Below are 18,826 nucleotides of genomic sequence, written 5' to 3'. Positions count from 1 at the left end.
CCGTTCCGCTTATGCGGCTTTGCGGGCGACATAAACCGTATTGATATCTTCGCGGTCCAGAACCGGATGCTTAAAGGTAATAACATCGGACCGATAGGTGGCAAAGGCCGTTGCGAGCTTGGCCTCGAACGCCGGGTCAGGCAGTTCGGTTGACCACAGGGCAAAAATCCCCCCCGGGGTCAGATGGCTTGCAAGTTGTTTTAGGCCATCTTCGGTATAAAGCCGTGCATGATCGGGATGCAGGACATTTGCCGGGGAATGATCAATATCAAGCAGGATCGCATCGTGGCGGGTATCGGGCCGGGCCGGATCCATACCAAGCGTTTGCGCCAGCGATGCAGCAAAAAAGTCGCCATGTACGAGTGAACAGCGCGGATCACCTGAAAGCTGTGGTCCAAGGGGCAGTAATCCGTTTTGATGCCATTCAATGACTTCGGCCAAGGTATCAATGACGGCCAGTTTGCCAACCGCCGGATTATCAAGGGCCGCCTTGGCGGTGTAGCCAAGACCAAGTCCGCCGACCACGACGTCAAGATTGTCGCCTGAAAGTTCGGCAAGGCCAAGATCGGCCAGCGCAATTTCGGCATCTGTAAACAGGCTCGACATCAGATATTCGTCATCAAGCTTGATTTCATAGACGTCGATATCAAGGGTCAATTCACGCCGCCTGCGCAGACTGAGAACCCCCATTGCCGTCGGCCGATAGTCGAGTTCTTTAAACAACAGGCTCATGGGCGGGGTCCTTTCGGGCGGGTGGGCAGAAACGAAAATGCCCGAAGCAGTCACGACTTCGGGCATTTCCAATCAGATCATCTGCCGGAAGATTAAAGGAACTTCGCCATGGCGACAGCGGTGTCGCTCATACGGTTCGAGAAGCCCCATTCGTTGTCATACCAAGACAGGATGCGAACAAAGTTGCCACCGATAACCTGGGTCTGGGTCGCATCAAAGGTCGAGCTGTTCGGGTTGTGATTGAAATCAATCGAAACCAGCGGCGCTTCATTGACGCCCAGAACGCCTTTAAGCGGGCCATTGGCAGCGGTTTTGATCGCAGCATTGATTTCATCAACCGTGGTATCGCGACCGGCAACAAAGGTCAGATCGATCATCGAGACATTCGGGGTCGGAACGCGGACCGAGGTGCCATCAAGTTTGCCGTTCAGTTCCGGCAAAACCAGACCAACAGCCTTGGCAGCACCGGTCGAGGTCGGGATCATCGAAAGCGATGCCGCACGCGCACGGCGCATATCCTTGTGCAGGCTATCGACCGTGTTCTGATCGCCAGTAAAGGCGTGAACGGTGGTCATAAAGCCCTTGGTGATACCAACGGTCTTGTTCAGAACGTCTGCAACCGGCGCAAGGCAGTTGGTGGTGCAGGAAGCGTTTGAAACGATGATGTCCGATGCGGTCAGGCTGTCGCTGTTGACACCGTAAACAACAGTTTTGATATCGCCTTTGGCCGGGGCAGAAATCAGAACGCGTTTTGCACCTGCGGTCAGGTGTTTACCAGCGCCGGCTTCGTCAAGGAAGATACCGGTGCATTCAAATGCGATATCAACTTTCAGTTCGGCCCAGGGAAGGTTCGCCGGATCACGTTCCGAGCACACCTTGATGGCTTTGCCGTCGATCACAAGGTCATTGCCTTCGGCTTTGACGTCGTTGGCCAGAACACCGTGTACGGAATCGTATTTCAGAAGATGTGCATTGGTATTGACATCGCCAAGGTCGTTGATGGCAACGACTTCAACATCGGTGCGGCCGCTTTCAACGATGGAACGCAGAACCAGACGGCCAATACGGCCAAAACCATTAATCGCTACGCGAATAGCCATTCATTCCTCCAAAATTATAGTGATTGCTACCATGAGTGTATCAATCACGACTTAGGGTTCAAACCCAAAGGAAAAAAGGCCAGATCAGTAAATCGCTGATCCGGCCCTTTGAATTAAACGAGTTCTTTGGCCGCTTTGACCAGCGCCTCGGCGGTGATACCGAAATGCTCGTAAAGGACAGGGGCAGGGGCCGATGCACCAAAGCCGTGCATGCCGATCACCTTGCCGGTGTCGCCAACGTATTTTTCCCAGCCAAAGACCGAAAGGGCCTCGATGGCGATACGCGGGACGCTGCCAAGGACTTCTTTGCGATATTCCGGCGATTGTGCGTCGAACAGTTCCCAGCTTGGCAGGGAAACAACAACCGCATTGATGCCTTGGGCTTTGAGTTTGGCCTGCGCATCAACCGCAATTTCGACTTCGGAACCGGTCGCGATCAGGGTGACCTGACGATCACCATCGCAATCGGAAATCACATAGCCACCGCGTGCGACAAGGTTGTCATCGCGATATTCGGTACGAAGTGTTGGCAGGTTCTGACGGGTTAGTGCCAAAACGGTCGGGCCGGTTTCATTGGTGATGGCCATGGCCCATGCTTCGGCGGTTTCAACCGCATCGGCGGGGCGGATCACGGTGACATTTGGCATCGCACGCAGGGCGGCGACATGTTCGACCGGCTGATGGGTCGGGCCGTCTTCGCCAAGACCGATGGAATCGTGGGTCATGACATAGACAACGCGCTGGTTCATCAGGGCCGACAAGCGAATGGCCGGGCGGCAATAATCGGTAAAGACCAGGAACGTGCCGCCGTATGGCAGAATACCGCCATGCAGCGCCAAACCGTTCATTGCAGCAGCCATACCGTGTTCACGGATGCCGTAATAGATATAGGCCCCTTTATAACCGCCTTCGGCGGTGATCGGAGCCTGTACGGCGGTTTTGGTGTTGTTCGACCCGGTCAAATCGGCAGAGCCGCCGATCATTTCCGGAATTGCCTTGGTCAGGATTTCCAGAACGTTCTGGGATGCTTTGCGAGTCGCGATTTTCGGCAGGTCGGCTGTGATCTGCTTTTTATAGTCGGTGAACGCGTCGATCCAGTTTTCCGGCAGTTTGCCTTCAATACGACGTTCGAATTCGTCTTTCAGCGATGCTTCAAGACCTTCGAAACGCGAACCCCATGCGCTGAAATCAGCTTGGCTGCGTGAACCGGCAGCTTTCCATGCGTCTTTCACATCAGCCGGGATTTCAAACGGCGCTGCTGTCCAGCCGAGTTTTTCACGTGCACCGGCCAGCTCAGCCGCGCCAAGTGGCGAACCATGCGTTGCCGAGGTGCCACCCTTGGTCGGGGCGCCAAAACCGATTTCGGTTTTGCAGGCGATCATCGACGGGGTTTTGGTGGTTTTTGCCTTGGCGATTGCAGCTTCGATCGCAACCGGATCGTGACCGTCAATTTCCTGAACGTCCCAGCCAGCGGCCTCGAAACGTTTTTTGTGGTCTTCCGAGGTCGAAAGCGAGGTCGGACCATCAATCGAAATGCCGTTGTCGTCAAACAGGACGATCAGTTTCGACAGTTTCAAGTGGCCAGCCATCGAAATGGCTTCCTGGGAAATACCTTCCATCAGGCAGCCATCACCCGCAATCACATAGGTAAAGTGATCGACAACATCATCGCCAAAGCGCGCATTCATGATGCGTTCGCCCAGTGCGAAACCGACCGAGGTCGCAATACCCTGACCCAGCGGGCCGGTGGTGGTTTCGATACCCTGGCCGTGGCCATATTCCGGATGGCCTGCCGTGCGCGAACCCATCTGACGGAAATTCTTGATCTGATCCAGATCGAAATCTTCGTAACCGGTCAGGTGTAAAAGCGAATAAAGCAACATCGAACCGTGACCTGCGGACAGGATAAAACGGTCGCGGTCCGGCCAGTTCGGGTGCTTCGGATCGAATTTCAAGAATTTGGAGTAAAGAACAGTCGCGACGTCTGCCATGCCCATCGGCATGCCGGGATGTCCGGAATTGGCTTTTTCGACTGCGTCGGCCGAAAGGAAGCGGATGGCATTGGCCATGCGGTTGTGTTCTGCTTGCGTCGTCATGTGATGCGGTTCCTGGGGGTTTCGCGGTCGGGCGATGAAAACACTTTTAAGACGGGTATTTCATATAAACGGAATTCGCGCGGAACATGCCCGCAACAAGGGGTATTCGTCAACCGCTTCTGTCGAAAAATTGCGCCGGTTGCTGCAATTGCAGTTAACGTAATCGACAAACACCTTGTAGGGTATCGGTGCATGTTGACGCATTGGGATGTCAGCCCCTATGTTGCCAGACGGTGCTGCACGTCTGGTATCGGATCGGTCCAAGGGGGCGGCAGATAGGTGCCTTTCTTGTCATGATGCGGGTTTCCAAACGGGTTTCGGGGATCCATTGTGCCGGGTGATCTATCGGACGATGGTGTTTTGATCCGCTATAAATCGGCCTTTTTCGTGACAAAGTCGGTTGGCAGGATCACCCGTCTTGTGATCGGGTACGGGGTTTATGCCCGTGCCAATTGGGTAATTTAACAAAGCTGGATATTGAATATGTCGCGTTTGCTAGAAGCGAGTGAACGACTGAAAGCGGCCATTAACAGCCTTGAAGCCGTTGCGGAGTCGCGTTTGGTGCAGGAAAGCGGAAATCAGTCCGCCGCATCCGACGAAGTCGACGCCCTGCGGGGGCAATTGGCCGCCTTGCGTCAGGATTATGATAAGCTCGCCTCGACGACCCAGACTGTATCCGCCCGCCTTGATGGCGCGGTCGGGCAATTGCGTTTGGTTCTTGAAGATGATCGCGAACAAAAGCAGGCATAAATCCCATGGCACAGGTTTCAGTACGAATTAACGGGCGCAGCTATGACGTCGCTTGTGACGATGGTCAGGAAGAGCGTCTGACAAATCTGGCGCAATATGTTGATGAACGGGTGCGTGAGATCGCCGGGTCGGTCGGCCAGATCGGTGAACAGCGACTTTTGGTGATGACCAGTCTTTTGATTGCTGATGAACTCAGTGACATGCATGAAAAACAGCGTAAAGCTCCGACGCCAGCCGTGGTGGAAACCACGCCCGAACCGGGCAGTATTGCCGCCGCCGAGGGTGATTTGTTGGCAGAAAACATGGAAAGCATGGCTAACCGTATCGAAGCTATTGCGCAAAAGCTTTCTCAGGACTAAGTTCCGGATGCTGACTGTTTTCGATGCGTCGTTCGCGATGATCGGGTGCAGCGGCACATTCGGGGGCTGCCCTGTTCGTCAGGTTCGCTAATTCCCGGGGCCGATGCTCATTTCTCTAGGGAGCTGTCCCTGGCGAGGCCGTGGTCTCGTTATACGGTGCCCACCTGCACACGCAGGTCACGAGGAATTACAACATGGCCAACGGCAGTGGTGGCTCCCACTTGATTTATTGAATATCCCTTCGATTTTACGTAATGCATTATGCGGTGCGTCTGCAGGGACCATCGTTTAAAGTCATGTCTGGATTTCGGTCATGACGCGGAACAGGAATTACAATGCGCTTACTCCATCTCGGCGACGTCCTTGGCCAATCCGGTCGCAAGGCAGCACTCGATACTTTACCGATGCTGCGTGATCGTCTTTCGGTCGATATCGCTGTGGTGAATGTGGAAAACTCGGCGCATGGTTTTGGTGTTACCGCCAAAATCTGCAAGGAATTCTATGATGCCGGGGCGGATGTTCTGACCACCGGCAATCATATTTGGGATCAGCGCGAAATCATCGCCTATATCGATGAAGACGAAAAATTGCTGCGTCCATGGAACTTCCCCGATGGCACGCCGGGCAAGGGCGATTATGTTTTCAAAACCCGTTCAGGCAAGAAAGTCTGCGTCGTTAACATGATGGGGCGTCTGTATATGGATCCGCTTGCCTGCCCGTTTCAGGGGGCGAACAAGCTGTTTTCCAAGTACAGGCTTGGCAAGAACGTCGATGCCATGATCATTGATTTTCACGCTGAAACCACATCGGAAAAGATGGCGTTTGGCCATCATTGTGATGGTCGAGCTTCGCTTGTTGTCGGCACGCATACTCATGTGCCAACGGCGGATGCCCAAATTTTGCCGGGTGGAACAGGCTATCAGACCGATGTCGGTATGTGTGGTGATTTCGATTCTGTCATCGGGATGAAAAAAGAAAATTCGATCCGTAAATTCCTGACAAAAATGCCTGCGGGCCGGTTTGAACCTGCCGAAGGGACCGCAACCGTCTGTGGTGTTTTTGTCGAAACTGATGATGCCACTGGTCTGGCCAAACGGATCGAACCGGTTCGTATTGGTGGTCGTCTTAAAGGCAGCTGGCCTAGCGCCTGATTATCGAAATTTGGATTGCCGGTTCTTGTTAATGAAGGGGCCGGAAAACGAAAAGGCCCGCCAATTGACGGGCCTTTTGGTATTTTATCAGGGGCAATCAGGCCGCGCGATCGCGAGCCTGTTGACGCAGGTCTTCCAGAATTCCACCGATCCGGGATCGCAATGCTTCGACCTTGTGCGATGCATCCTGTGCCGTTGTCAGGACTTCACCTGACAACTGACCGGTTTTACCGGTTTCACTGGCCACATCATTGATCGATGACGACACCGCCCGGGTTCGATCGGCAGCCCCGCGAACGTTGCGGGTGATTTCGTCGGTTGCCGCACCCTGTTCCTCGACCGCGGCCGAGATCGTGGTGGCAATTTCATTGATGTTTTCAATGATCTTGCCGATATCCTCGATCGCGGTGACCGATGCTCCGGTTGCTTTCTGGATGCCGGAAATCTGACCGGAAATTTCCTCGGTCGCTTTTTCCGTCTGATTGGCAAGGTTCTTGACCTCGGCGGCAACAACGGCAAAGCCTTTGCCAGCGTCACCGGCACGTGCGGCCTCGATGGTTGCATTCAGTGCCAGAAGGTTGGTCTGCTCGGCGATATCGGTGATCAATGCGATCACTTCACCGATGCGGTTTGCCGATTGCGACAGACTGACAACCAGTTCATTGGTTTGTTGGGCCTTGTCGGCGGCATTGTTGGAAATGCGGGTCGATTCCGCCATTTGGCGATTGATTTCCGCATTTGATGCCGAAAGCTGTTCGGTTGCGGCAGCAACGGTTTCCACATTGCCGGTCGCTTCCTGTGCAGACGATGCGACGTCTTCGGTCTGACCTGATACCAATTCGGCACTCTGGCTCATTTGGCCCGATACGCCCTGAAGCTGTTCGGCAAGGGTGGCTATTTCACCCACGGCACTTTCAACTTCACCTTGCAGGGTATCGGCAAGGCCAAGAAGTTCGTCCCGCAATGCTTCGTTGCGTTCACGGTTCAGGCGTTCTTCTTCTGCCTGAAGTTCGCGAACCTTTACGGCGTTTTCCTTGAAGATTTCCACCGCACGGCCCATGGCCGTGATTTCATCATTGCCTTTGACCGGTATATCGATATCCAGATTACCATCGGCCAATGTGACCATTGTTTCCTGCAAACCGGCCAGACGTTGCAACAGGTTGCCACGGACATAAATAATATAGATCAGAAGCGAAATCAGGATTGCGGCCCCGGCGACGCCATACATGATCTGTGAGCTTTGTGTATTCAATGTCTGGGCGGACCCGGCAGCCTGATCAACATCTGATTGCAGGCTTTCGACCAAGGCCTTTACGCCGTTTTCCATATCAAGGGCATATTGCGCGCTTTGAGCGACAATTTCCTGCTGGGCGGCGGCGACTTCAAGGTCCTTGATGCGAAGTGACGGCAGACTGTTATCGCCAATCGACAATTCCAGCATATCGCTGATTAGTTTGGTGTAAAACTTTTTGAGTTTCTGGTTCTCTAGTCCTTCGACCAGTTTTTGCAGCGAGGTAAAGCTGCCACGGACCTGCATGCTGACCACTTTAAGACGGGTTGGATCGTCAAGCGTGGTCGCGGACAGGATCGTATTAACGATATCGCTGCCCATGCGGCTCAGTTGTTGAACGGGCCCGCGCGAAGTAACCGCATCGTTAAGGTCAAACAAAAGTTTGGCCGCACGTGTCTGATCGTCATAGGACAGGGGCTCGCCCGATTTTTGCAGATCCTTGACCGTTGCATCGATCCCCGAGATCGTCGTCTGGGTGAAGGACAAAAGTGGGGTGATCATGCTGCTATAGCGCCCGCTTAGCTGCTGAAACTTGTTCAACTTGTCAGCGATTTCCTCGGTGATGGCGAATCGGCTTAATGTGCTTTCGTGCAAGCGTTGCAGGGCATCACGCAAATTCGCACTGTTAGCATCAATGCCATCAAGGATTTCTGGTTGCAGTTTGCTTTCGCGCAGTTGCGCGACATTATCATCAAGCCCGGTCAAAAGCGCATCGAGTTCCGTATTGATGGCTTGTTCGGCGTCCGGTGTTTTCGATGCGATGATACGTGGTGCAATTGCCACGATCTTTGCACTGTCCGTTGCCAATTGCTGGGCCGAAAACATCGGCGGCAATTTGCTGTGTGTGATATCGGCAAGGCCGTTACCAAATTTGTCGAATGATATGACAGCCACAGCCGCAGCCGCAACAGCCATCAGTCCAACCAGCGCAAATGATGCTGCCAGTTTCCCCTGAACGCCAAAGCCTTTTGCGGTCTTCCTGACCGGCTTTTGGCGGTTCTCAGATTTGATCGTCTTTCCCATTACTCACCTAATTCCGATTACGCATAACCAGCGCCCCGGCAATCTACCATACCGGTAACGCGCGTTCGTTCGGCTTTCTTGGATGAAATCTTCCCATAGTTTCCGCATTCGAGGGCCCATCATATCGAACTGGTGGCGCGACAGATGAGCCTTCTGAAAGGCAGAAATTATTATTATTTTTAAAGTATTCAATCATATAGCACAGCGATGCACGTATTCTAATTTAATTATTTCTCATTTCGCACACTGGGTGTATTGCGCGGAATTCCTGCCATCACCGGCGCATGCGATTTTGATGGTTGTGGCGTCCTAAAAACGTCAACGTATTTCAGGACGTGACAAGGACGGGACAGGTCAAATAAAAAGGCCCGCCGAAGGGGCGGGCCTTTCATACAAGAAGACAGTTCAGTGCGATCAGGAAGCCCGGTCACGTGCCTGCTGACGCAGGTCTTCAAGGATACCGTTAATCCGTGAACGCAGATGCTCGACTTTTTCGGATGCGATCTGTGCTGTTGACAGGACCTGACCGGAAAGTTCGCCGGTTTTACCGGTTTCACTGGCCACATCATTGATCGATGACGACACCGCCCGTGTTCGATCGGCAGCCCCGCGAACGTTGCGGGTGATTTCGTCGGTTGCCGCACCCTGTTCCTCGACCGCAGCCGAGATTGTGGTAGCAATTTCATTGATGTTTTCAATGATCTTGCCGATATCCTCGATCGCGGTGACCGATGCTCCTGTTGCTTTCTGGATGCCGGAAATCTGACCGGAAATTTCCTCGGTCGCTTTTTCCGTCTGATTGGCAAGGTTCTTGACCTCGGCGGCAACAACGGCAAAGCCTTTGCCAGCGTCACCGGCACGTGCGGCCTCGATGGTTGCGTTCAGTGCCAGAAGGTTGGTCTGCTCGGCGATATCGGTAATCAATGCGATCACTTCACCGATGCGGTTTGCCGATTGCGACAGGCTGACAACCAGATCGTTGGTCTGTTTGGCCTTGTCGGCGGCACTGTTGGAAATGCGGGTCGATTCCGCCATCTGGCGATTGATTTCCGCATTTGACGCTGAAAGCTGTTCGGTTGCGGCAGCAACGGTTTCCACATTGCCGGTCGCTTCCTGTGCAGACGATGCGACGTCTTCGGTCTGACCTGATACCAATTCGGCACTATGGGTCATCTGGCCTGATACGCCCTGAAGCTGTTCGGCAAGGGCGGCAATTTCACCCACGGCGCTTTCAACTTCATTCTGCAAGGTGTCGGCAAGGGTAAGAAGCTCGTCACGAAGCGCCTCGTTACGTTCGCGATTCAGGCGTTCTTCTTCTGCCTGAAGTTCACGAACCTTGATGGCGTTTTCCTTGAAGATTTCCACCGCACGGCCCATGGCCGTGATTTCATCATTGCCTTTGACCGGCACTTCGACATCCAGATTGCCATCGGCCAATGTGACCATGGTGTTCTGCAAGCCCGCCAGACGGCGCAACAGATTGCCCCGGACATAGATGATATAGATCAGAAGCGAAATCAGAAGTGCCGCAGCGGCAACAACAGCCAAAGCGGTCAGGCTCTGTTTTTCGACGACTTTTGCTTGGGCGGCGGCCTGATCGACTTCATCATTCAGGGCCGCAACAACTTCGGCAACACCATTACGCATGGCGTTGGCAAATTCCGCACTCTGGATCACCAGACGCTGACTTTCCTCGGCGGCGGCCAACTCACGCTTGCGCAATTCTGGCAGACTGCCTTCGCCCATAGAAAGCTTGGTCATTTTGTCGATCAATTCGACATAGAAATTTTTCAAACGGTCATTGGCAATGGAATCTAGTGCGGCAACAGCATCGGCATAGGTGCCGCGAATACGCACCGGAATGATTGACAGGCGAACAGCTTGGGTTTCTGTCGTTGACGCGATGATCATGTTCGCTGCTGATGAACCAAGGCGCTCAATCTCAAGCACGGGCGCGCGCGAGGCAATCGCATCGTTCATTTTCAGGAAGTTGGCCATCACTTCTTCTTTGTCGGCCGTATATTGGGCCGACGGATCGTCTTTTAGCGATTTCGCATAGGCATTGCCCTGTGCGATGTCGTTCTGTGTATAGGACAGAACCGGTTTCAGGGTGTCGCCATAGCGTTTGGCAAGATCCTGGAATTCGCTAAGCTTTTCGGCTTTTTCCGTCGAAATCGTAAAGCGTTCCTGGGTGACAGCGTGAAGCTTCCCAAGGTTTTCCTGAAGCTGGACACGATTGTCATTAATTGTCGCAATAACTTCTGGCATGAAGCCGGTTGCTTCGATTTCGCCAATTTTGTTGACCAGTTCCAGCAGGCGGAAATCAAGTTCCTCCTTGATTGCCAGTTCTTCGTCTGTCGAACTGGCAGCCACAATACGCGGTGCAATTGCAACGATTTCCGCGCTTTCGGTTGCCAGTTGCTGGGCCGCGGCAATTGGCGGCAATTTTTCTTCGGTGATAGTGGTAAGAGCTTCGCCAAACTTATTGAAAGAGACTGCACCGACAACAGCCGAAACCACGGCCATTAATCCGACCAAAGCAAACGATATCAAAAGCTTGCTTTGGACCCCGAACTTAGTTCCCATTCTGTCCTACCTTCTTGTGCTGTTTTCCCCGATCGGCTTCTGCGTCCAATCGGATTTCTTGGATCAGGCAACATTGTGACTGTTGTTTTTTGTCGCCCGGTTCGTTAACCCCAGAGAGCTATACTTTAGAGGTACTTTTTCTTATTAAGTGACATTATTGAAATATTATTTGCAGAACTGCAACATGTAAGCAGTTTTGTGAATGAAATTCCGCCTTAAATCCTTGGGTTGCATAAGCTACGGTGGAAACCATTGTGAGTTCGGCGCGTTCTGGTTTGCTGCGGAGGGCAAATTGATGGATGGCTGGACCTTGAGCCGCAAACAGGATATAGCAGCGGTCGAAATTTCTGCCTGTCAATCGGTCCGGGTCGTTTCGGTTCAATCGATTGGCGCGCAATACATCGCGAGATCGGCCTGTCTGGGAATATCCCGCAGTCACCGGCACGGTGCCCGATTTGCACTGATTGACAACACGCAAGAATACAGGTTTCAGGTTATGGCCGGCCATTCCCAATTTAAGAACATTATGCATCGCAAAGGCGCGCAGGATAAAAAGCGCGCCAAAATCTTCACCAAACTCGCCCGTGAAATCACGGTTTCAGCGAAAATCAGTGATGATATCAGCAGTAACCCGCGTTTGCGTGCGGCCATCGTTGCCGCACGCGGCCAGAATATGCCCAAAGACAACATCGATCGCGCGATTAAAAAGGCGACCGGTGCTGGCGAGGGCGATAATTTTGAAGAAGTCCGTTACGAAGGTTATGGCACCGCCGGGGTCGCCGTCGTGGTCGAAGCTTTGACCGATAACCGCAACCGCACTGCATCCGAAGTGCGCGCCGCCTTTGCCAAAAGCGGTGGCAATCTTGGTGAAACCGGTTCGGTCGGCTTTATGTTTAACCGTTTGGGTGAAATCGTTTACCCGGCTGATAAAGCCAGTGCCGACGAGATGTTTGAAGCTGCGCTTGAAGCCGGTGCGGCCAATGCGGAATCGGACGATGAAAACCACGTTATCGAAACCGAGATCGAAGAGCTTAACAACGTGCGTGAAGCTTTGACCGAAAAATTCGGCGATCCAGAAAGCGCCAAATTGGTATTCCGTGCTGTGACCGAAGCCGACGTTAGTGTTGAGCAAGGCCAAAGCGTCATGAAGCTTGTTGATGCGCTTGAAGATAACGATGATGTCCAGAACGTCTGGACCAATGTTAATTGGACCGACGAAATCATCGCGGCCCTTGATAACTAAATTTGATTACGCTTGCTTACGCCCGTCATTGCCTTTTGAATGACGGGCGTATTTTATTTGGATCGTTATAATTAAAGTGGGGCAATGTGGTCAGGGTTCTTGGCATCGATCCCGGTCTTCAACGGACAGGCTGGGGGATAATTGACCTTACGGATAACCACATGCGTCACGTTGCCAACGGGGTTGTGACCTCGACACAATCGTTGACGTTGGCTGAACGGCTGGATCAACTGCATACCGGTTTGATGGAAGTCATTGAAACCTGGACGCCTGACGAAGCCGCAGTCGAGGAAACCTTTGTTAACAAGAACCCTGTTTCGACACTGAAACTTGGTCAGGCGCGCGGTGTTGCGCTGCTTGCGCCGGCACGATCTGGTATTCCGGTAACGGAATATACACCCAATGCCGTCAAAAAGACGGTGGTGGGGGCTGGTCATGCCGGCAAGCAACAGGTTGAAATGATGGTATCCACTTTGCTGCCGGGATGTCAGATTCATGGCGCAGATGCGGCCGATGCCTTAGCCGTTGCAATTTGTCACGCACAACATGCCGGAACCCGTGCTCTGGGTCTAATTGGGGCCGGGATTACTGCCGGACCGGGGAGAAAATACAGGTGATCGCAAAACTTCGCGGAATTGTCGATTTCATTGGCGAGGACAGTGTTATCATCGATGTGAACGGGGTTGGCTACCTTGTATTTGCATCGCGCAGAACGCTTTCGATGCTGCCGCAAAAGGGCGGCGAGGCGGGGCTGATGATCGAAACTCATGTCCGCGAAGATCACATTCATCTTTATGGCTTTGCTGATAATGCCGAAAAACAGTGGTTTGCTCTTTTAACCACCGTGCAGGGCGTTGGCGCCAAGGTCGCCCTTGCCCTGTTGTCGGTTTTAAGCCCAACCGATCTTTTGCGTGCGTTGGCAGCACAGGATACGACGGCCCTTTGTCGTGCGCCGGGTATTGGTCCGAAGGTTGCCACACGTATTGTCGGTGAATTGAAAGACAAGGCGGCCAAGCTTAACCTTGGCCCGGTCGCCGCACCGGTTGCGACGGGTGCCCCGACTGCCACAACGTCGTCAAAAAAATCTGCGAAACAGGCAAAGGGTGACGGCATCGACGCTGTGGGCATGGAGCCGGTTGTGGATGATGGTGTCGTTTTGGCCGATGCGGTTTCGGCATTGGTTAATTTGGGCTATGGCCGGTCCGAGGCCTTCGGTGCCGTTGGCAAGGCCGCCCAGCAAGCCGGTGATGACAAGACACTTGATACCTTGATCCGTCTGGGACTGAAGGAGCTTAGCGCGTGAGCGAGGACGAGGAAGAAGATCGTTTACTTAGCGGTGAACGCCGCGAAGAGGATCGGCAGGACGGCTCATTGCGCCCGCGTCGATTGGACGATTTCACCGGCCAGAAAGAAGTGCGTGAAAATCTTGATGTTTTCATCCAGGCCGCACGTGGCCGCGAAGAGGCCATGGACCATGTCCTGTTTTTTGGTCCTCCCGGTCTTGGTAAAACGACCCTGTCGCAAATTGTTGCCAGTGAACTGGGTGTCGGTTTTCGTGCAACATCTGGCCCGGTGATTGCCAAGGCGGGTGATCTGGCAGCACTTTTGACCAATCTTCAGCCGCGTGACGTTTTGTTTATCGATGAAATTCACCGTTTGAACCCGGCGGTTGAAGAAATTCTTTATCCGGCGATGGAAGACTTCCAGCTTGACCTGATCATTGGCGAAGGCCCGGCCGCGCGTTCTGTACGTATTGATTTGCCGCCCTTTACCCTTGTCGGGGCAACAACCCGTTCGGGGCTTTTGACCACACCACTTCGCGATCGTTTTGGTATTCCGCTGCGTCTGCGGTTTTATGAACCCGAAGAATTGGTTGAAATTGTTGCACGCGGGGCCCGCTTGCTAAGTTTCGATATGACCCGCGAAGGGGCAATGGAAATTGCTCACCGGTCGCGTGGAACACCGCGTATCGCCGGGCGTTTGTTACGTCGTGTGCGTGATTTTGCGGTGGTTGCCGGGAAATCCCCGGTCGATAAATTCATTGCGGATGCGGCGCTGACGCGGCTCGAAGTCGATAAAATGGGGCTGGATAGTCAGGATCGTCGTTATCTGACGTGCATTGCCGGGAATTATGGCGGCGGGCCGGTCGGTGTTGATACGCTTGCCGCTGCCCTGTCCGAAGAACGCGATACCATCGAAGACGTGATCGAACCCTATTTGCTGCAACAGGGCCTTGTGCAACGGACCCCGCGTGGTCGGATGCTTGGGATCAAGGGCTATAAACATCTTGGTCTGATGCCGCCACGCGAAGGCAATGGTGTGCCGTTGGCCGATTTGTTTGAACAACGCGTGCCGGGAACTGCTGATGGAACCGATGAATGAATGACGTAGTTGAAAACAACCTGCTGGGTTACATCGACGGCAATCGGCATATTTTCCCCCTGATGGTGTTTTACGAGGACACCGATGCAGGCGGGATTGTGTATCACGCCCAATATCTTGCTTTTGCCGAGCGCGCCCGTTCAGCGATGCTTAACTTGTTGGGCTTTACCAATCGTAGTGTTGCAGAACGCCACAAAGTTGCCATAGCCGTTAGACACTGTACGCTCGATTTTCGCCGGGCGGCCCTGCTTGAAGACAGACTGACTGTACAAAGTCGCCTGATCAAGCTGGGGGGCGCGTCGCTGGGATTCGAGCAGAAAGTCATGCGGAACGACGAGGAACTCGTGGTGATCGAGATATATCTCGCCTGCATGTCATTGCAAGAGTTGCGGGCGCAAAGGTTGCCTGACGATTTGAGAACGGTGTTCAGTAACTATCTGGATGTGAACGAGGACTGAAGAGAATATGGAAAATCAGGTGGTCGACGCGGTAACGCTGGGGCAGTCGGTCATGGCCCATGACATGTCTATGTGGGGCCTGTTCTTGCAGGCCGGGATTGTCGTCAAAATGGTGATGATCGGTCTTATGCTGGCATCCGTTTGGGTCTGGGCAATTGTTATTGAAAAACTGCTGCGGTTGCGCAAGCTGCGCGCTCAGGCAAACACGTTTGAAGAAGCTTTTTGGTCGGGCGGGTCGCTTGAAGACCTTTATGATCGCATAGCCGATCAGCCACGCGATCCGATGTCAGCGATTTTCGTTTCTGCGATGCGCGAATGGCGCCGCTCGAATGCGCGTGGCGTCAAGGGTGAGACGATGCGTGCGCGCTTGCAGCAGCGTCTGGAACGGTCGATGGAAATCACGCTTGGCCGTGAAATGGACCGGGTCGAACGGTATATGACCTTCTTGGCGTCGGTTGGTTCGACAGCACCTTTTGTCGGTTTGTTCGGAACGGTTTGGGGGATCATGGTATCTTTCCAGTCAATTGCCGCATCGAAAAATACCTCGCTTGCCGTTGTCGCACCGGGGATTGCCGAGGCACTGCTTGCGACCGCGATGGGCCTTGTTGCCGCAATTCCGGCGGTGGTGGCCTATAACAAGATTTCCAGCGATTTGAACCGTTATGGCAACCGTCTTGAGGCGTTTGTCGACGAGTTTACGTCGATCCTGTCGCGCCAACTTGACGACGCGAGAGACTGATATGGGCGCACAACTCGCATCAGGATCTGGCGGGGGACGCCGTCGCGGCCGTCGCAACAGTCGTCGCAAAGCCATGAGCGACATCAACGTCACGCCAATGGTTGACGTGATGTTGGTTCTGTTGGTGATATTTATGGTAACCGCGCCATTGATGACAGTTGGCGTCGAAGTTGACTTGCCAGAAACGGCTGCCGCCCCGATGACGGGCCAGGACGAGCCGCTGGTTGTGTCCATCTCGCGTGAGGGCACCATCTATATAATGGATAGTGAAATCGCTCAGGACACCCTGACAGAAAAACTTTCCGCCATCACCGAGAACAAGCGCGATACCCGTATTTTCGTGCGTGGTGACCGGGCAATTGATTATGGCCGTGTGATGGAAGTCATGGGCCTGATCAATGATGCCGGGTTTACCAAGGTCGCGCTGATTGCGGAGCTGCCCGACAAGGGCAAGTAAACCAAGATGTTACGCAGTGTTCTTATTTCTCTGGCAGCCCATCTGGTGATCTTTTTGATCGCCTGGCTCGGCTTGCCGGAATTGTTCGAGGAAACGCCGCTGGAACTGCAATCGATTTCGGTCGAGGTGGTGACTGTCGATGAATTCTCGGCAGCTCCGACCAAGGCACTGCCAAAGCCAAAGGCCGAGGAAAAACCAAAGCCCAAACCGGTCGCAAAGCCCGAGCCAAAACCTGTGCCGCAACCGGACCCCAAGCCGGTTCCCAAGCCAGAACCAAAGCCTGAGCCCAAACCCGAGCCCAAGCCGGAAGCTAAACCGCAGCCAAAGCCGGAACCAACGCCCGAGCCGGTTCCGACACCGGAAGTAAAGAAAGCACCGGAGCCAAAACCCGAAGTGGTTGAGGCCAAGCCGCGCCCGAAACCGGAGACGCCAAAAGAAACTCCGGTCGAAGCAAAGAAACCCGAGCCCAAGCCAGAACCAAAGCCCGAGCCTAAAAAACAGCCCGAGCCAAAGCCTGAGCCGAAGCGCACATTGGCCGATATTTTAAAGGACGTCCGCAAGACCGAACCAAGCGCACAGCCGACCCCGCAGGAAACACCGGACGAAACGCCCGATGACAACGCCAGCGAAGTGGTTGCCACCCGTTTGGATGCACGTTTGACAATGAGCGAACTTGACGCGGTCAAAAGACAGATCGAACGCTGCTGGAGCCCGCCTGCCGGGGCCAAGGAAGCCGGGAACTTTGCGGTTGAAATTCATGTTAGTGCCAACCCGGACGGAACCGTGCGTCAGGCACGAATCAGCAACTCAAACGAGATCGGCGGGGATTCATCACGCCGTACAATTGCAGAAAGTGCTCTTCGAGCTGTGCTAAATCCGCAATGCAGTCCTCTGAAACTGCCGCTGGATAAATACGAAATGTGGCGCACATTCACGTTCAATTTTGACATGCGTGAAATGTTGGGTCTGTAATGAATAAAATCATAAGTCCCTCAAAACGCGTGAAAAATAGCGAGGCAGGATGACCATCAAGACCAACGCATTAAAACGACATTGGGTAACACGCAGTCTGGCCGGACTGTGTGCCTTGGCCGTTGTCGCTGGCCTGGCCGTTGTATCCTCGGCACCGGCGCATGCTGAACTTCGTATCGACATTACCCGTGGTGAACTTAAACCGATGCCGATTGCCATTGCCCGTTTCCCGGGCGAGGGTGTTGCGGAAACCGAAGTCGGTCAGAATATGACTGCGGTGATCAGTGACGATTTGGCACGATCGGGTCTGTTTGCACCAATCGACGAAAAAGCCTTTATCCAGAGCGCCAGTTCGCTGGCGGTCAATCCGAACTTTGCCGAGTGGCGTGCAATCAATGCGCAGGCACTTGTCAATGGACGCGTCGTGACCGAACCGAACGGGCTTCTGCGCGTAGAATTCCGTCTTTGGGATGTTTTGGCCGAAACCCAGATGACGGGTGTTGCATATCGTACCCAGCCGAACAACTGGCGGCGTATCGCACATAAAATCGCCGACGAGATCTATAAACGCATTACCGGGGAATCGGGTTATTTCGATACCCGTATCGTTTATGTTTCCGAATCGGGCCCGGCTGACAAACGAATCAAGCGACTTGCCATCATGGATCAGGATGGTGCCAACCACCGTTTCCTGTCTGACGGTAAGTTTATTGTTCTGAACCCGCGTTTTTCGCCGACGGCCCAAGAAGTGGTTTATATGTCGTATTTTAACGACAAACCACGTGTCTATGTTCTTGATATCGATACTGGCGAGCTTGAATTGCTTGGTGATTTCCCAGGCATGACGTTTGCCCCGCGCTTTTCGCCTGATGGCAATTCCGTGGCAATGTCCCAAGCTTTGGACGGGAATAGTGAAATCTATCAGCTGGATCTGCGTACGCGTGAAAAACGTCAGTTGACGCGGCACCCAGCAGTTGATACATCGCCGTCATATTCTCCTGATGGTTCGCGAATCACGTTCAACTCGGACCGCAGTGGATCACAGCAAATTTACGTGATGAGTGCGGATGGTAGCGGTGTCCAGCGAATTAGTTTCGGTGGTGGTCTTTATGCCACACCGGTCTGGTCGCCACGCGGTGACCTGATAGCATTCACCAAGTCACAAGGAGGTCGGTTCTATATCGGTGTGATGCGTCCCGATGGCAGTGGAGAGCGGCTTTTGGCCGAAGGCTTCCTTGTCGAAGGTCCGACATGGGCACCGAATGGCAGAGTGTTGATGTATTACCGCCAGCACCCGTCCAGGGACGGGACCAAGGATCGATACCGTTTGTATTCGATTGATTTGACCGGTTATAACGAGCGCGAGATCGTGACCCCGGCCGATGGATCGGATCCAGCATGGTCGCCCTTGATTCCCTGATTTCTCAAGAGTATAGTCATCGCGAAGCACTGAATGCGATTCGCATTAATCGCGGGCATTTTCG

At 53.6% G+C, this 18,826-nt stretch carries 18 protein-coding genes and 1 other RNA gene; 14 read left to right on the top strand and 5 right to left on the bottom strand.

Features of this window, described 5'->3' with window-relative positions:
• Nucleotides 1-9 precede the first annotated feature (9 nt).
• The 3 genes from TALK_RS10110 to tkt form a co-directional block, all read right to left on the bottom strand.
• Nucleotides 10-732, bottom strand: coding sequence for a polyamine aminopropyltransferase (locus TALK_RS10110; protein ID WP_085618441.1), 723 nt, complete (start codon nt 730-732; stop codon nt 10-12).
• 92 nt (nt 733-824) lie between these two features.
• Entirely contained in the window at nt 825-1,832 is a 1,008-nt protein-coding gene (gap, locus tag TALK_RS10105) for a type I glyceraldehyde-3-phosphate dehydrogenase (protein ID WP_085618439.1), read from the bottom strand.
• A 113-nt stretch (nt 1,833-1,945) separates the two neighbouring features.
• On the bottom strand, nt 1,946-3,928 hold the full coding sequence (tkt, locus tag TALK_RS10100; RefSeq protein ID WP_085618437.1) for a transketolase: 1,983 nt from the start codon (nt 3,926-3,928) through the stop codon (nt 1,946-1,948).
• Between the two features lie 330 nt (nt 3,929-4,258).
• Here tkt and TALK_RS22340 point away from each other — a divergent pair, with 330 nt between their 5' ends.
• The 5 genes from TALK_RS22340 (at nt 4,259) to TALK_RS10080 (ending at nt 6,188) form a co-directional block, all read left to right on the top strand.
• Nucleotides 4,259-4,393 carry a hypothetical protein gene (locus TALK_RS22340; RefSeq protein ID WP_281251294.1) on the top strand — a complete coding sequence of 45 codons (135 nt, stop codon included), beginning with the start codon at nt 4,259-4,261 and terminating at the stop codon, nt 4,391-4,393.
• A gap of 18 nt (nt 4,394-4,411) precedes the next feature.
• Nucleotides 4,412-4,678 carry a hypothetical protein gene (locus tag TALK_RS10095; protein WP_085618436.1) on the top strand — a complete coding sequence of 89 codons (267 nt, stop codon included), beginning with the start codon at nt 4,412-4,414 and terminating at the stop codon, nt 4,676-4,678.
• A 5-nt stretch (nt 4,679-4,683) separates the two neighbouring features.
• Nucleotides 4,684-5,037 (top strand): cell division protein ZapA, encoded by a 354-nt coding sequence (locus TALK_RS10090; protein ID WP_085618434.1) that lies wholly within the window; start codon nt 4,684-4,686, stop codon nt 5,035-5,037.
• A gap of 60 nt (nt 5,038-5,097) precedes the next feature.
• A non-coding RNA gene (gene ssrS / locus TALK_RS10085) (6S RNA) lies at nt 5,098-5,258 on the top strand.
• A gap of 114 nt (nt 5,259-5,372) precedes the next feature.
• On the top strand, nt 5,373-6,188 hold the full coding sequence (locus tag TALK_RS10080; protein ID WP_085618432.1) for a TIGR00282 family metallophosphoesterase: 816 nt from the start codon (nt 5,373-5,375) through the stop codon (nt 6,186-6,188).
• 97 nt (nt 6,189-6,285) lie between these two features.
• Here TALK_RS10080 and TALK_RS10075 read toward each other — a convergent pair whose 3' ends face one another.
• Together TALK_RS10075 and TALK_RS10070 are read right to left on the bottom strand one after the other, a co-directional pair.
• Nucleotides 6,286-8,505, bottom strand: coding sequence for a methyl-accepting chemotaxis protein (locus TALK_RS10075; protein ID WP_085618430.1), 2,220 nt, complete (start codon nt 8,503-8,505; stop codon nt 6,286-6,288).
• Nucleotides 8,506-8,919: 414 nt separating this feature from the next.
• Entirely contained in the window at nt 8,920-11,091 is a 2,172-nt protein-coding gene (locus TALK_RS10070) for a methyl-accepting chemotaxis protein (RefSeq protein ID WP_085618428.1), read from the bottom strand.
• 496 nt (nt 11,092-11,587) lie between these two features.
• Here TALK_RS10070 and TALK_RS10065 point away from each other — a divergent pair, with 496 nt between their 5' ends.
• From TALK_RS10065 to tolB, 9 genes are all read left to right on the top strand, one after another.
• Entirely contained in the window at nt 11,588-12,334 is a 747-nt protein-coding gene (locus TALK_RS10065) for a YebC/PmpR family DNA-binding transcriptional regulator (RefSeq protein ID WP_085618814.1), read from the top strand.
• A gap of 86 nt (nt 12,335-12,420) precedes the next feature.
• On the top strand, nt 12,421-12,951 hold the full coding sequence (gene ruvC, locus TALK_RS10060; protein WP_085618426.1) for a crossover junction endodeoxyribonuclease RuvC: 531 nt from the start codon (nt 12,421-12,423) through the stop codon (nt 12,949-12,951).
• Nucleotides 12,948-13,637, top strand: coding sequence for a Holliday junction branch migration protein RuvA (ruvA, locus tag TALK_RS10055; RefSeq protein WP_085618424.1), 690 nt, complete (start codon nt 12,948-12,950; stop codon nt 13,635-13,637). Before ruvC ends, ruvA begins: the two co-directional genes overlap by 4 nt.
• Nucleotides 13,634-14,716 (top strand): Holliday junction branch migration DNA helicase RuvB, encoded by a 1,083-nt coding sequence (ruvB, locus tag TALK_RS10050; RefSeq protein WP_085618422.1) that lies wholly within the window; start codon nt 13,634-13,636, stop codon nt 14,714-14,716. The genes ruvA and ruvB overlap by 4 nt, the downstream gene beginning before the upstream one ends.
• On the top strand, nt 14,713-15,174 hold the full coding sequence (locus TALK_RS10045) for a YbgC/FadM family acyl-CoA thioesterase (protein WP_085618420.1): 462 nt from the start codon (nt 14,713-14,715) through the stop codon (nt 15,172-15,174). The genes ruvB and TALK_RS10045 overlap by 4 nt, the downstream gene beginning before the upstream one ends.
• A 7-nt stretch (nt 15,175-15,181) precedes the next feature.
• Nucleotides 15,182-15,913, top strand: a complete 732-nt coding sequence (tolQ, locus tag TALK_RS10040) for a protein TolQ (protein WP_085618418.1) — start codon at nt 15,182-15,184, stop codon at nt 15,911-15,913.
• 1 nt (nt 15,914) lies between these two features.
• Nucleotides 15,915-16,370 (top strand): protein TolR, encoded by a 456-nt coding sequence (gene tolR / locus TALK_RS10035; protein ID WP_085618416.1) that lies wholly within the window; start codon nt 15,915-15,917, stop codon nt 16,368-16,370.
• A 6-nt stretch (nt 16,371-16,376) separates the two neighbouring features.
• Nucleotides 16,377-17,342, top strand: coding sequence for an energy transducer TonB (locus TALK_RS10030; RefSeq protein ID WP_085618414.1), 966 nt, complete (start codon nt 16,377-16,379; stop codon nt 17,340-17,342).
• 49 nt (nt 17,343-17,391) lie between these two features.
• Nucleotides 17,392-18,762, top strand: coding sequence for a Tol-Pal system beta propeller repeat protein TolB (tolB, locus tag TALK_RS10025; RefSeq protein ID WP_085618412.1), 1,371 nt, complete (start codon nt 17,392-17,394; stop codon nt 18,760-18,762).
• Nucleotides 18,763-18,826: the final 64 nt, after the last annotated feature.

Source organism: Thalassospira alkalitolerans (assembly GCF_002115745.1).
Classification (GTDB): domain Bacteria; phylum Pseudomonadota; class Alphaproteobacteria; order Rhodospirillales; family Thalassospiraceae; genus Thalassospira; species Thalassospira alkalitolerans.
This window is presented reverse-complemented; position numbering and strand designations above follow the sequence as displayed.